Annotated in this window: 12 protein-coding genes; all 12 read left to right on the top strand. The window is 69.4% G+C overall.

The window, feature by feature from the left end:
* The first annotated feature begins 16 nt into the window (after positions 1–16).
* The 12 genes from J7E89_RS11070 (at position 17) to J7E89_RS11015 (ending at position 14219) form a co-directional block, all read left to right on the top strand.
* The gene (locus tag J7E89_RS11070; RefSeq protein WP_214972064.1) at positions 17–1123 is read left to right on the top strand and encodes a hypothetical protein; all 1107 of its coding nucleotides are present in this window, start codon (positions 17–19) and stop codon (positions 1121–1123) included.
* Between the two features lie 234 nt (positions 1124–1357).
* Positions 1358–2608, top strand: coding sequence for an amidohydrolase (locus J7E89_RS11065; protein WP_214972061.1), 1251 nt, complete (start codon positions 1358–1360; stop codon positions 2606–2608).
* A gap of 137 nt (positions 2609–2745) precedes the next feature.
* Entirely contained in the window at positions 2746–3789 is a 1044-nt protein-coding gene (locus J7E89_RS11060; protein WP_214972058.1) for a BMP family protein, read from the top strand.
* 248 nt (positions 3790–4037) lie between these two features.
* Positions 4038–5564 (top strand): ABC transporter ATP-binding protein, encoded by a 1527-nt coding sequence (locus tag J7E89_RS11055; RefSeq protein ID WP_214972364.1) that lies wholly within the window; start codon positions 4038–4040, stop codon positions 5562–5564.
* Positions 5564–6676 (top strand): ABC transporter permease, encoded by a 1113-nt coding sequence (locus J7E89_RS11050; RefSeq protein WP_214972055.1) that lies wholly within the window; start codon positions 5564–5566, stop codon positions 6674–6676. Before J7E89_RS11055 ends, J7E89_RS11050 begins: the two co-directional genes overlap by 1 nt.
* Positions 6676–7938 (top strand): ABC transporter permease, encoded by a 1263-nt coding sequence (locus J7E89_RS11045; protein ID WP_214972053.1) that lies wholly within the window; start codon positions 6676–6678, stop codon positions 7936–7938. The genes J7E89_RS11050 and J7E89_RS11045 overlap by 1 nt, the downstream gene beginning before the upstream one ends.
* The gene (locus J7E89_RS11040; protein WP_214972051.1) at positions 7935–8360 is read left to right on the top strand and encodes a cytidine deaminase; all 426 of its coding nucleotides are present in this window, start codon (positions 7935–7937) and stop codon (positions 8358–8360) included. The genes J7E89_RS11045 and J7E89_RS11040 overlap by 4 nt, the downstream gene beginning before the upstream one ends.
* Positions 8361–8364: 4 nt before the next feature.
* Positions 8365–9642 (top strand): thymidine phosphorylase, encoded by a 1278-nt coding sequence (locus tag J7E89_RS11035; RefSeq protein WP_214972048.1) that lies wholly within the window; start codon positions 8365–8367, stop codon positions 9640–9642.
* 108 nt (positions 9643–9750) lie between these two features.
* The gene (locus J7E89_RS11030; RefSeq protein ID WP_251060387.1) at positions 9751–10020 is read left to right on the top strand and encodes an STAS domain-containing protein; all 270 of its coding nucleotides are present in this window, start codon (positions 9751–9753) and stop codon (positions 10018–10020) included.
* A gap of 259 nt (positions 10021–10279) precedes the next feature.
* Positions 10280–11461, top strand: coding sequence for a glycosyltransferase (locus J7E89_RS11025; protein ID WP_214972038.1), 1182 nt, complete (start codon positions 10280–10282; stop codon positions 11459–11461).
* A complete protein-coding gene (locus J7E89_RS11020) occupies positions 11458–12900 on the top strand; it encodes an exopolysaccharide biosynthesis polyprenyl glycosylphosphotransferase (protein WP_214972035.1) in 1443 nt (480 codons plus the stop codon). Before J7E89_RS11025 ends, J7E89_RS11020 begins: the two co-directional genes overlap by 4 nt.
* Before the next feature lie 2 nt (positions 12901–12902).
* Positions 12903–14219 carry an O-antigen ligase gene (locus J7E89_RS11015; protein ID WP_214972025.1) on the top strand — a complete coding sequence of 439 codons (1317 nt, stop codon included), beginning with the start codon at positions 12903–12905 and terminating at the stop codon, positions 14217–14219.
* The last annotated feature ends 173 nt before the right edge of the window (positions 14220–14392 follow it).

Genomic DNA, 14392 nt, shown 5'->3' with positions numbered 1-14392 from the left:
AACGGTCGTAGTCGCCGTGAACGGCACCCCCGCCGCCCCCGCCACCGAGGCCTCCGAGACGCTCGCCTTCGTGGAGAGCCCGGTCCAGCTCCTGAACGTTCTGGAGTGGGCCCACGCGAAGGCTGATCCAAAGACGAACGACCTCACGGTCGTCGTCCTGTCACCCACCGACCCCATGACCCGCGGCCAGCTGCGGCGCATGGCGGAGCTCGCGCGCCACGAAGGCATGCGGGTGCGGTGGGAGGAGGCCCGGGGCGGGGCGGGGGCGCCGTTCCAGACCATCGGCGGGCTGGCGTCCGCCCTGCGCCGGGCGCGCCGCGTAGTGATCGGCGACCCGTTCTCGCGGTACGTACAGCTGCTGCTGACGATCACGAGCGCCCGTGACCTGGTCGTCGTCGACGACGGCACGGCCACCATGGAGTTCGTCGCCCAGCTCACCGGCGGCGAGCGCCTGGAGCGCTGGCACCGGCGCGGGGGCCGCCGGGGGCCGCGCGACCTGGTCTTCGGGCCGGTTTCGGCGATCGCGCGCCGCCGCCTCACGCCGTCGAGCACGCCCACTCGCACCCGCACCCGCACCCGCACCGTAGAGGTCTTTACCGCGATGCCCCTGGGGGAGGCCCCGGGGATCACCGTCACCGCCAACGACTTCGGCTGGACGCGCGCCCGCTTCGGCCCGCCCCGCATCTCGCGCGGCGCCGACCTCGTCGGTACGTCGCTGGTCGAGACCGGCGTCGTCGACCCGGACCGGTACGTCGAGGCGGTCACCGCACTGGCCCGCGCGCACGGGGCCACCCGCTACTTCGCCCACCGCCGCGAGAGCGCGGACAAGCTGCACCGCCTCGCCGTCGAGACGGGCCTGGAGATCGTCCGCCCCGACCTGCCGCTGGAGCTGATCGCCCGGCGCGGCCCGATCGGCCGCTTGATCCTCAGCTTCCCGTCAACCGTCGTACACACCCTTCCCCTCGCCCTCGCGGGCACGGGCGTACGGGTCGCCGTCTGCGACGTGAACCCGCTGTGGCTGCGGGAAACGGCTTCGCCGCGCGCCCAGGGCTTCCTGTCGGGCGTCACGACCACGGCGCGCGACGTCCAGCGCCTGCCCGCGCTGGGCCAAATGTCTACTTAGTCACGTATGTGACCTTGCCCACGCGAATCCCACGCCCGGGCAGCGCCCGAGCGCGCCCCGGAACGGACCCGCTGGAGGGCAAAACGCCAGGCCGGCACGGGGGCGAGGGGCGGCGCAGCTTACCCGCCCCGAGGGACGGTTATGCGCCTTGGAACCCGTTTCTTTTCCCCTATGCGGCTGAAATTTCGTTGATCGCTGGTTAGTTACCCCCATAAGACGCCTACTCTTTCAGGGATGAGCCAGCTGATCTGCGAGTCCGAAGAAGCAGCACTGCCGGTGGCGCCGCCCCAGCTCCCCGGCACGCTGCACGAGAGCCTGCGCCGTGAGCTGATCGCCTTCCGTCGCGACCTGCACATGCACCCGGAGCTCGGCAACCAGGAATTCCGCACCACCGCCGCGATCAAGGCCCGCCTCGAGCAGGCAGGCCTCACGCCGCGCGTGCTGCCCTCCGGCACTGGACTCATCTGCGACATCGGCACCGGCGCGGCCGGCTGGGACGGCGTGCGCCCGATGCTGGCCCTGCGCGCCGACATCGACGCTCTCCCCATCCCGGACACCAAGACGGACATTCCGTACCGCTCCACCGTCCCGGACCGCGCGCACGCGTGCGGCCACGACGTACACACCACGGTGGTGCTCGGCACCGGCCTGGTCCTCGCCGAGCTGGACCGCCAGGGCGTGCTGACGCATCCGGTACGGCTGATCTTCCAGCCGGCCGAGGAAATGATGCCCGGCGGCGCGCTCGGTGTGATCGAAGCCGGTGGGCTCGACGGCATCGGCAGGATCATCGCGGTGCACTGCGACCCCAAGGTCGACGCGGGCCGCATCGGTCTGCGTACGGGCCCGATCACCTCGGCCTGCGACCGGATCGAGATCACGCTGGACGGGCCCGGCGGCCACACCGCCCGCCCGCACCTCACCACCGACCTGGTCACGGCTGTCGCCAGGGTCGCCACCGATGCCCCGGCGCTGATCGCCCGTCGCGTCGACGCGCGCGCGGGCCTCGCGGTGACCTGGGGCCGCATCGAGTCCGGCCACGCCTGCAACGTCATCCCGCAGCGCGCCGTCCTCGCCGGCACCGTCCGCTGCCTGGACCTCCAGGCCTGGCACGAGGCGCCGGACCTGGTCCATGCCGCCGTCGACGAGGTCGCGAGCCTGCACGGCGCCAAGTCGGTGATCAACTACGTGCGCGGCGTCCCGCCGGTCGTGAACGAGCACGACGTCACCGAGCTGCTCGTCGCCGCCATGACCGCCAGGCGCGGATTGCACGCAATCGAGGACACCGAGCAGAGCCTGGGCGGCGAGGACTTCTCCTGGTACCTGGAGCAGGTTCCCGGCGCGATGGCCCGTCTCGGCGTACGCACTCCGGGTGACACGGCCCGGCGTGACCTGCATCGTGGTGATTTCGACGTGGATGAGGCCGCGATCGAGGCCGGAGTCGAACTCTTCACCGCCGCCGTGCTGCTTGACGGACACCGTTCGTAATCAGCCACAGCGCCTTCCGTTCACGACGATCCGATAACAGCTGTCGTACGGTCGCTTATCCGGCATCTACGCGCGTTACGATCGCCGCGAAACCAGCGCCGGAAGAGGCGCTTCGGTCAGGTCGAAGGAGCCCTCCCTTGCGCCGCGTAACCAGGATTGCCACTGTGGCCATCGCGTCCACAGCCCTCGCGTTTTCCGCCACCGCGTGTGGCAAGACGTCGGACTCCGGCTCCGACTCGAAGGACCCCAGCGCCGCCATCGCGTACGACATCGGCGGCCGTGGTGACCAGTCCTTCAACGACGCGGCCTACGCCGGTCTGTCGAAGGCCGAGAAGGACCTGGACATCAAGGGCAACGACCAGGAGCCCTCCGAGGGCGAGTCGGACGCCGACAAGGTCCAGCGCCTCACCGAGCTGGCCCGTACCGGGAACAACCCGGTCATCGGTGTCGGCTTCGCCTACGCCCCGGCCATCAAGAAGGTCGCGCCGAAGTTCCCGAAGATCACCTTCGGCATCATCGACGACACCTCGGTGACCGGTAAGAACATCGCGAACATGGTCTTCAACGAGGAGCAGGGTTCGTACCTCGCCGGCGTCGCCGCCGCCAAGGCCACCAAGACCGACAAGGTCGGCTTCATCGGTGGTGTCGAGGTCCCGCTGATCAAGAAGTTCGAGGCGGGCTTCGCCCAGGGCGTCAAGGACACCGACCCCAAGGTCCAGGTGCTCAAGCAGTACCTGACGCAGCCGCCGAACTTCGACGGCTTCTCCAAGCCCGACCTCGGCAAGGCCGCCGCCCAGGGCCAGCTCGACAAGGGCGCCGACGTGATCTACCACGCCGCGGGCCTCGCGGGCTCCGGCTCCATCGAGGCGGCCGCCACCAAGGGCAAGTGGGCCATCGGCGTCGACTCGGACCAGTACACCCAGGCCGGTCTGGCGAAGTACAAGGACAAGATCCTGACCTCGGTCACCAAGGACGTCTCCGACGCGGTCTACAACCTGATCAAGTCGGTCAAGGACGGCAAGCCGCAGTCCGGTGAGATCCGTTACGGCCTCGAAGAGGGCGGCGTCGGCCTGTCCGACTCCAACCCGGAGTACAAGAAGATGACGGACCTCATCGCCGCCGTGGACAAGGCGAAGGCCGACATCATCGCCGGCAAGATCAAGGTCAAGACCGCGCCGTAAGGCCGGCCGGCCACGACGACGCGAGACCCGGGGGACCGGGAGGCGGTTTCCATCGCCTCTCCGGCCCCCCGGGCCGCATCCGAAATAGCCCCCGTATAACCCTGTCTTTTTGATATTCGGCAGTGCTACGCGCGTAGACACTCTCGCAGCACGATAGTTTCGCCGCGCCCCCAGCCTCCCTGCCTCCCGCTCCTTTCCGCCAAGGAGAGTGCGTCATCAACGCGTCCAGCCCGCCCCCCGCCGTAGAACTGCACGGCATCACCAAGCGCTTCCCCGGCGTCGTCGCCAACCACGACATCGACATCACCATCCGCAAGGGCACCGTGCACGCCCTCGTCGGTGAGAACGGTGCCGGAAAGTCGACCCTGATGAAGATCCTCTACGGCATGCAGAAGCCGGACGAGGGCACCATCACCATCGACGGGGAGCAGGCCACCTTCCACAGCCCCGCCGACGCCATCGCACGCGGCATCGGCATGGTGCACCAGCACTTCATGCTCGCCGACAACCTCACCGTCCTGGAGAACGTCGTTCTCGGCGGCGAGAAGCTGTACGGCATCGGCAACAAGGCCCGCAACAAGATCAAGGAGATCTCGGAGGCGTACGGACTGAACGTGCGCCCCGACGCCCTGGTCGAGAACCTGGGCGTGGCCGACCGCCAGCGCGTGGAGATCCTCAAGGTCCTCTACCGCGGCGCCCGCATCCTCATCCTCGACGAGCCGACCGCCGTGCTGGTCCCGCAGGAGGTCGACGCGCTCTTCGCCAACCTCCGCGAGCTCAAGTCCGAGGGCCTGACGGTCATCTTCATCTCGCACAAGCTGGGCGAGGTCCTGTCGGTCGCCGACGACATCACCGTCATCAGGCGCGGCACCACCGTGGGCACCGCCGACCCGGCGAACACCACCACCAAGCAGCTCGCCGAGCTGATGGTCGGCAGTGAGCTCCCGTCGCCCGAGACCCGCGAGTCGACGGTCACCGACGTACCGATGCTCCGCATCCAGGACCTCCACCTGAACGCCATCGACCCCGACGGCGCCGTACGCGAGGTGCTGGCCGGGATCGACTTCACCATCCACAAGGGCGAAGTCCTCGGCATCGCGGGTGTCGAGGGCAACGGCCAGGCGGAGCTCGTCGAGACGATCATGGGTCTGCGCACCCCCGACGGCGGTGTCATCACCCTCGACGACACCGACATCTCGCGCGCGCCCACCCGCAAGCGCCGCGAGCGCGGCATCGGCTACATCCCCGAGGACCGCCACCGGCACGGCCTGCTGCTCGAAGCACCGCTGTGGGAGAACCGCATCCTCGGCCACGTCACCGAGGAGCCCAACTCCAAGCGCGGGCTGCTCGACCTGAAGGCGGCCCGCACCGACACCGAGCGGATCGTGCGCGAGTACGACGTCCGTACGCCCGGTATCGAGGTCACCGCGGCCTCCCTGTCCGGCGGCAACCAGCAGAAGCTGATCGTCGGCCGCGAGATGAGCCACGCCCCCAAGCTGCTCATCGCCGCGCACCCCACGCGCGGCGTGGACGTCGGCGCGCAGGCGCAGATCTGGGACCAGATCCGCGAGGCACGCCGCGAGGGACTGGCCGTACTGCTGATCTCCGCCGACCTGGACGAGCTCATCGGGCTCTCCGACACCCTGCGGGTCATGTACCGCGGCCGCCTGGTCGCGGACGCCGACCCGGCCACCATCACCCCGGAGGAGCTGGGCTCGGCCATGACCGGCGCCGCCAGCGGTCATCTGGAGCACGCCCCGGAGGACGAGGCCTGATGAAGAAATTCGACAAGGACCGGCTGATTCTGGGCCTCGCCGGCCCAGTGCTCGCGCTGGTCGTCGCCATCGCGCTCACCTCGGTGGTGCTGCTCGCCTCGGGCCGCGACCCGTTCGAGCCGTACACGCTGATGGTCGAGAGCGCGCAGTACGCCGACATCCAGGTGCTCATCCTGAACCAGGCCGGCACGTACTACCTGGCGGCGCTCGCCGTAGCCATCGGCTTCCGGATGAACCTGTTCAACATCGGCGTCGACGGCCAGTACCGGCTCGCCGCGATGATGGCGGCCCTGGCCGGGGCCGCCGTCGAGCTGCCGGGTCCGCTGCACATCGCGTTGATCGTGATCGTCGCGATGCTGACCGGTGCCTTCTGGGCCGGTATCGCGGGTGTGCTCAAGACGCTGCGCGGGGTGAGCGAGGTCGTCTCCACGATCATGCTCAACGCGATCGCCACCAGCCTCATCGCCTGGCTCATCCTCACCGACAACTTCGGTGTGCAGCTCCCGGGTTCCAACGACCTCACCACGGGTGAGATCGCGGAGTCCGGCTGGTTCCCGAGCGTCAGCATGGGTGACGGCGGCGAGATCTACGGCTTCACGTTCGTCGCCTTCGCACTCGGCGTCGTCTACTGGTTCATCCTCAACCGCACCCGCTTCGGCTTCGACCTGCGCGCCACCGGCGCCAGCGAGAGCGCCGCGGCGGCCTCCGGTGTCGACGCCAAGAAGATGATCCTCACCGCGATGCTGATCTCGGGCGGCGTCGCCGGTCTCGCCGGTATGCCGACGCTGCTGGGCGACACCCACACGTACAGCCTCAGCTTCCCGACCGGAATCGGCTTCACGGGCATCACCATCGCCCTGCTCGGCCGCAACAACCCGGTCGGCATCTTCTTCAGCGCACTGCTGATCGCGTTCCTGGACAAGGCGTCCGCCGCGCTCGACCAGTACGGCTACGAGAAGGAGATCGCCACGATCATGCAGGGCCTGATCGTGATCGCGGTCGTCGTCAGTTACGAACTCGTCCGCCGCTACGGGCTCCGCCGCCAGCAGCAGAAGGTGGGCGAGGAGCTCGCCGCAGCCGCCCGCAAGAACCGTGAGGAGGTGGCGGCGTAATGAGTACCAGCACTGTCTCCGCCGTGAGCGCGGCGCCGAAGAAGAGCGCCCGCCGCAAACTGTCCGTACCCGTCGTCCTGCTGATCATCGCGGGCGGTCTCGCCCTGGTCTCGCTGGTCCGCATCATCAGTGGCGCCGACGACCTGACCTCGGTCGGCCAGGTCTCCGGCGCGCTCCAGCTCGCCATCCCGATCGGCCTCGCCGGTCTCGGCGGCCTGTGGGCCGAGCGCGCGGGCGTCGTCAACATCGGCCTCGAAGGCATGATGATCCTGGGAACCTGGTTCGGCGCGTACGCCGGCTACCAGTGGGGCCCGTGGACGGGTGTCGCCTTCGGCATCCTCGGCGGCGCGATCGGCGGTCTGCTGCACGCGATCATCACGGTCACCTTCGGCGTGAACCACATCGTCTCCGGTGTGGCCATCAACATCCTGGCCGTGGGCGCCACCCGCTATCTCTCGAACTTCACCTTCGACAAGGTCGAGGGCGGCTCCTCCAAGCAGTCCCCGCGCATCGACGAGATCACCAAGGTCACCATCCCAGGGCTGTCCGACTGGCTACAGGACATCCAGGGCAAACACTGGTTCTTCATCTCGGACGTCGCCGGCGTCCTCGGCGGTCTGCTCACGAACCTCTCCCTGCTGACCATCTTCGCGCTGCTCCTGATCCCGGCGACCATCTGGATCCTGTGGCGTACGGCGTTCGGCCTGCGGTTGCGCTCCTGCGGTGAGAACCCGATGGCCGCGGAGTCCCTCGGCGTGAACGTCTACAAGTACAAGTACATCGCCGTCGTCGTCTCCGGCGGCCTGGCCGGCCTCGCGGGCGCCTTCCTCGCCATCGTCGCGACCGGCATCTACCAGGAGGGCCAGACCGGCGGCCGCGGCTACATCGGTCTCGCCGCGATGATCTTCGGCAACTGGATGCCGGGCGGAATGGCGCTCGGCGCGGGCCTCTTCGGCTTCACCGACAGCCTCAAGCTGCGCGGCGGCGCCGAGAACGTCCACGCGATGCTGCTCCTGCTGGCGATCCTGCTGCTGCTCGTCGTGTTCTGGCAGGTGTACAAGAAGAAGTACCTGCCCGCGGCGATCTCCGCCGTGGCCGCCGTGCTCCTCTTCGCCTGGTACGCGCTCACCGACGAGGTCCCGAGCCAGTTCGTGGACGCCGCGCCGTACATCACTACGCTGCTCGTCCTGGCGCTCTCCGCGCAGCGGCTGCGCATGCCCAAGGCGAACGGCATGCCGTACCGGAAGGGCCAGGGCAAATGACGGACGCCGCGGTTCCAGCCGACTGGGAAGCCCTGCGGGAGGCGGCGCGCGAGGCCATGTCCCGTGCGTACGCCCCGTATTCGGGCTTCCCGGTCGGCGCCGCGGCCTTCGTCGACACCGGCCGCATCGTCACCGGCTGCAACGTGGAGAACGCCTCGTACGGCCTCTCCCTCTGCGCCGAATGCGGCCTCGTCTCGCAGCTCAACGCGACCGGTGGCGGCCGCCTGACGCACTTCACCTGCGTCGACGGCCGGGGCGAGAACCTGATGCCGTGCGGCCGCTGCCGCCAGCTGCTGTACGAATTCGGGGGCCCCACGCTTCTGCTCGACACATCGGCCGGCATCCGCACGCTCGCCGACATGCTCCCCGACGCCTTCGGCCCCCAGCGCCTGGCGCCCGGCACCCCGGAAGGAACCCGATAACCCCATGGACGTCATCTCCGTCATCCGGACCAAGCGCGACAAGGGCGAACTGAGCCCCGAGCAGATCGACTGGGTCATCGACGCCTACACGCGCGGTGAGGTCGCCGACGAGCAGATGTCAGCGCTCGCGATGGCGATCCTGCTCAACGGCATGAACCGTGTTGAGATCGCCCGCTGGACCGCAGCGATGATCAACTCGGGCGAGCGCATGAACTTCGCCCAGCTCTCTCGCCCCACCGCCGACAAGCACTCCACCGGCGGTGTGGGCGACAAGATCACGCTGCCCCTGGCACCCCTGGTCGCCGCCTGCGGCGCGGCCGTGCCGCAGCTCTCGGGCCGGGGCCTTGGCCACACCGGCGGCACGCTCGACAAGCTGGAGTCGATCCCCGGCTGGCGCGCGCTGCTCTCCAACGAGGAGATGCTGAACGTCCTCGAATCCACCGGCGCGGTCATCTGCGCGGCGGGCGACGGCCTGGCCCCGGCCGACAAGAAGCTGTACGCACTCCGGGACGTCACCGGCACGGTCGAGGCGATCCCCCTGATCGCCTCCTCCATCATGTCGAAGAAGATCGCCGAGGGTACGGGCTCGCTCGTCCTGGACGTGAAGGTCGGCTCCGGGGCCTTCATGAAGAACATCGAGGACGCCCGCGAGCTCGCCGCCACCATGGTCGGCCTGGGCACCGACCACGGCGTACGCACGGTGGCCCTGCTCACCGACATGGCCACCCCGCTGGGCCTCACCGCGGGCAACGCCCTCGAAGTCCGCGAGTCGGTCGAGGTCCTCGCCGGCGGCGGCCCGTCCGACGTCGTCGAGCTCACCCTGGCGCTCGCCCGCGAGATGCTCGACGCGGCCGGCCTGAAGGACGCCGACCCGGCCAAGGCACTCGCCGACGGCTCCGCGATGGACGTCTGGCGCCGCATGATCGCGGCCCAGGGCGGCGACCCGGACGCGGCCCTCCCGGTCGCCCGCGAGCAGCACGTGGTCCACGCCTCGGAGTCCGGCGTCCTCACCACCCTCGACGCGTACGCCGTGGGCGTCGCCGCCTGGCGCCTCGGCGCCGGCCGCGCGCGCAAGGAGGACCAGGTCCAGGCGGGCGCGGGCATCGAACTCCACGCCAAGCCGGGCGACAAGGTCACCGCGGGCCAGCGCCTGATGACCCTGCACACGGACACCCCGGAGAAGTTCGAGTACGCCCTCGAAGCACTGAACGGCGGGGTCCTCACGGCCCCCGATGGCACCGAGTTCACCCCGAACCCGATCGTGCTGGGCCGTATCGCCTGACACGTAAGGACGTGAACGAGAAGAGCGGGACCGGTCCCGCTCTTCTCGTCACGTCGTCCACCGATGAGTTACGCCCGTGGCCCCGGTCTCCCTGATGTGGATGCCACGATGCCGACCGTTCTCGTCGTCGTCGGCCGGGTGAACCCTGCCGACGTCCCTCGTCTGTGCGACGAACTCGACAACCTGCTGTACGACTCCGGGGCCACCGAGGTCATCTGTGACGTCACCGGTCTGACCCACCCGGATCTCACCGCCGTCGAGGCCCTGGCCCGCCTGCGGCTCACCGCCCGCAGGGCCGGCTGCCGGCTGCGGCTGTGCGGCGCCCGCCAGGACCTGCTGATGCTGCTGCGTCTGGTGGGCCTCAGCGACGTCGCCTAGGGCCTGAGGCCAGCAGCGAATTACCGGAGAGTAATTCTGCGGCGCGATCACCCGATGGGTTATTTCCGCAAAAGCGGAGAAGGCCCGTCATGCAAGTCAATGCCGCCGAAGGACTGCCCCGTCGCAAAGGCTCCAAACGGCCCAATAGGCGAGTCCAAGCGTGATTTTCCAACTGGCTGTCTGACAAAATTCACTCCTGCTTTTGTCGCGTTGTTTCACAGCCGAAATCCGCGGTTGCTTTCTCGGTCAGGAGCCGCACGTGCTGCAAAGAAGTTGGGCCGGGCAGAGCCAACTGACGGTTTTTCACCTTGTTCAACCGGTGGAAGGGGGAGTCGCGCGCGTTGTCACCGATCTCGTCAGAGCGCAGACGCGCGAGGGCCTTCGAACCGTTGTCGCCTGCCCGCCGGGCGGAGCGCTGGCCACTGAGGCTGCCGAGGCGGGAGCGTACGTACACACCTGGCCTGCCGTACGCGCTCCCGGTCCCACCCTGGCCGGCGAAGTCATGACCGCGGCAAGGCTGATCCGCCAGAGCCGCCCTCATGTCGTGCACGCCCACAGCGCCAAGGCCGGGCTCGCGGGCAGGCTTGCCGTACGCGGCCGGGTGCCGACGGTGTTCCAGCCGCACGCCTGGTCCTTCGAAGCCGTTCAGGGCCGCGAGGCGGCACTCGCCCTCAAATGGGAGCAGTACGGGACCCGTTGGAGCTCAAGGACCCTGTGCGTCAGCGAGACCGAACGCAAAACAGGCGAGGAGGCCGGCATCGCCGCCCGCTGGTCGGTGATCCGCAACGGCATCGACCTCCGCCACTTCCGCCCCGACGAAGGCGCGAGCCGGGCCCCCGCCCGCGCCGCCCTGCCCCTGCTGACCGGGATGGCCGCCGGAACCCCGCTGGTGCTCTGCGTAGGCCGCCTGTGCCGCCAGAAGGGCCAGGACATTCTGCTGCGGGCCTGGCAACAGGTCGCCCCGGCGGTACCCGGCGCCACGCTGGTCCTGGTCGGCGACGGCCCGGACCGCGACCGGCTGATGTCGAACCCGCCCCCGGGCGTGCTCTTCGCCGGCGCGATCCGCGACCCCCGCCCCTGGTTCCACGCGGCCGACATCGTGGTCCTCCCGTCCCGCTGGGAAGGCATGGCCCTTGCTCCGCTCGAAGCCATGGCCTGCGGCAGGCCGGTCGTGCTCACCGACGTCGCCGGAGCCAGAGAGAGCCTGCCGCCCGGCCACGAAGCCCACTGCCTCGTACCGCCCGAGGACCCGGCGGCCCTGGGGGCGGCGCTCACCCAGCTGCTGAACAACCCCGGTCTCCGGGACGCCCTGGGCCGTGCGGCGCAAAGCCACACCCGGTCGACCCGCGACGTACGGGATACCGCCGCAGCTGTCTGTGGCCTCTATCGGGAACTTCTCAGCCTGCACCGACCCATGACGAGGAGGGGCACCGAGCGATGACGACGGAGAGTGCGTTCGCGCCCAACACCGCCCAGGCCACGGCCGTACCGCTCACGGCTCCATCCGTCCACCCGCCACGCACCGCCACCGGCCGCCGCCCCGTACCCCTCGCCCCACGGAGCATCCGCCGGCGCGGCCCCGTCGCGGGCCTCCTTGCCGCCGATGCCCTCGCGTTGGCGCTCACCCTGGCCCTGATGCCGTGGCCGGCCATGGTGTTCGCCCCGCTCGCGACACTCATGCTGGCGCTGCACACGTACCGCGGCCTTTACGGCGCACGTCTGTCCCCGTCAGCGCTGACCGAACTCCCCCCACTCCTCGTCCTCGCCCTGATCCAGTGGTACGCCACAGCAGAGGCCCTCGACGCGTACGCCCCGGAGCACACAGTCACCTATGCAACGATCGCCCTCGCGACCGCCACACAGACAACCCTCACCTGTACCTCCCGCGCCCTGGTCTACCGGACCCGCCGAAGGACGGCGGCCCGCCGCCCGCAGACGGCACTGATCGTCGGCCACAACCCGGTGGCCCAGCAGGTCACGGCGGCCCTGCACGACCGGCCCGAGTACGGACTGCGCCCGGTCGGCAGAATCGACGCCTCACCCACGGACGCCACCCGTACCGAAACACTCCCTGTCCTCGCCACCCTTGAGGACGTCAGCCGCGCGGTCATCCAGAACTCCGTACGCCACGCCGTCTTCACCCACCCGCCCGAGCAGGTCCCCGACGCGACAGCGCTCGTCGCGCTCCTCACTGAGCACGACTGCCGCCTCTGGCGGGTGGACGGCCATACCCCGCCGCACCACCCCGACCACCTCTGGGGTTTCGCCGTACAACCGCTCCACACCCGACTCCACAGACCAGTGGCACACGCGGCCAAGAGAGCGATGGACGCCTTTGTCGCCGTGGTGGCCCTGCTCGCGGCAGCGCCGGTGATGGCGGCCTGCGCCCTGGCCGTACGTCTCTCCGACGGGCCCGGCGTCATCTTCCGCCAGGAGCGCATCGGCCGCGACGGCCGCCCCTTCACGCTGCTCAAATTCCGTACGCTCAGCCCGGCCGACGAGCACGAGTCCGCCACGCGCTGGAGCGTGGCCATGGACCGCCGTATGAGCGCCACGGGCAACATCCTCCGCCGTACGTCTCTGGACGAACTTCCCCAGCTCTGGAACGTCCTGCGCGGCGACATGAGCCTGGTGGGCCCCCGCCCGGAACGCCCGTACTTCGTGTCGAAATTCAGCCACGCCTACCCCGGCTACCAGGCCCGCCACCGCATGCCCGTGGGCATCACCGGCCTGGCCCAGGTGAACGGACTGCGCGGCGACACCTCGATCGAGGACCGCGCCCGCTTCGACAACCTCTACATCGAGACCTGGTCGCTCTGGCAGGACGTGTGCATCCTCATGCGCACCGCCGCTTCCCTGTTCCGGCTCGGAGGCAGCTGAGCATGACGGCCGTGTGGACCACACCGCTACCGCACCTGCGCGTCGACCGACTGCCCCTCCTGCCCCTGATCGCGACGGTGCTGCTGCTGGCAGCGCCGATCCAAACCGCAGGAGCAGACACCTCCGCGAACGTCACACCGGCGGACCTCGCCTCCTGCGCCCTGGTGCTCACAGCCCTCGCCCAGGTGCTGCACAGACGCCGACGCCCACTGACCCCCGCCGCCGCGCTGGTCCTGGGCCTGCCCGCCGTTGCCATCGCCGTGGCGACGGCAACAGCCACGGACCCCACAGCCGCCCTCACCGGATTCGTCCGCTACCTCCAGGTCTTCGTCCTGGTCCCCACAGCGGTGGTCCTCCTCCTCCGCACCCCCAACCACTTCCGCATCATCACCACAGCGCTGATCGCCCTCGCCGTAACCCAAGGAGCCACAGGGGTCTACCAGTACGCGACCAACACAGGCGCGTCGTACATGGGCGAGGACATCAGAGCAGTAGGCACCTTCGGCGCCACCGACGTCATGGGAATGGCCACGGTGGTCTCCTACGGCCTCCTGGCGGCCCTGGCCCTCGCACTGCGCCCACCCGAGAACGCTCACCCATGCCTGCGCCCCTGCGCGATCGCCACAGCAGCAGCGCTGACCATCCCCCTGGCGCTCTCCTTCAGCCGAGGAGCCTGGATCGCCACCCTCGCCGCAGCCTTTGCCATGATCTTCCTCACGGGCCGGCGCCAGGCAGTACGAGCCCTGACCACCCTCACAGCAGCCTCGGTCATCCTCGTAGGCGGCTTCGGCATCGGCTCCGAGATGATCTCCAAACGCCTCACCAGCATCACGGAGGTGACCGAAGCGCCCGACCGTTCGGTCACCGACCGCTACACGATGTGGACCGCCGCGGTGAGCATGTGGCAGGAGCGCCCCGCCACCGGAGTAGGCATCAAGGGCTTCCCCGCCCACCGTGACGCTCACGCGTCGATCGCTCTCTCCTCAGGCAGCGACACCGCGGGAGCGGGCCAGACCTTCCACAAACAAGCCCTGCTCTCCCCGCACAACATGTATCTCCTGATCCTCAGCGAACAGGGCCTGATCGGCCTCACCGCATTCCTGGCCGGCTGGGCGGCGATCCTCCTGGCGGCTCTACGCAGACTGACCAAATCCTCCACAACAGCAGCGGACTGCGGCCTGGCGGCAGTAGGCCTCGCAACCTGGCAGACGGTCGACTTCCTCTACGCCGACATCGGCGGCCCCTCGACCGTCCTCACCGGAATCATCCTGGGCCTGGCCGCGTGGTGGGCCCTGGCGCCGTCCGAGGAGAGGGCATGACGGACGCCCCCGCCCACCCGACAGGGGCACTCGACGACCCCAGCCCCGCGACGCGAAACACGGTGCCAGGAGGGGACGTGCCGGGGCGCTCCCCGCAGGGCGCCGAACGCAACAAGCCCGAAGGAACAACGCAGTACCCGAACGTTCGGCGTCCGAGGAGACGCCACGGCGCG

Origin of the sequence: Streptomyces sp. ISL-100 (assembly GCF_018614615.1) — a bacterium.
Classification (GTDB): Bacteria; Actinomycetota; Actinomycetes; order Streptomycetales; family Streptomycetaceae; genus Streptomyces.
The sequence above is the reverse complement of the archived record's forward strand: the minus strand, read 5'-3'. Positions and strand labels throughout refer to the sequence as shown.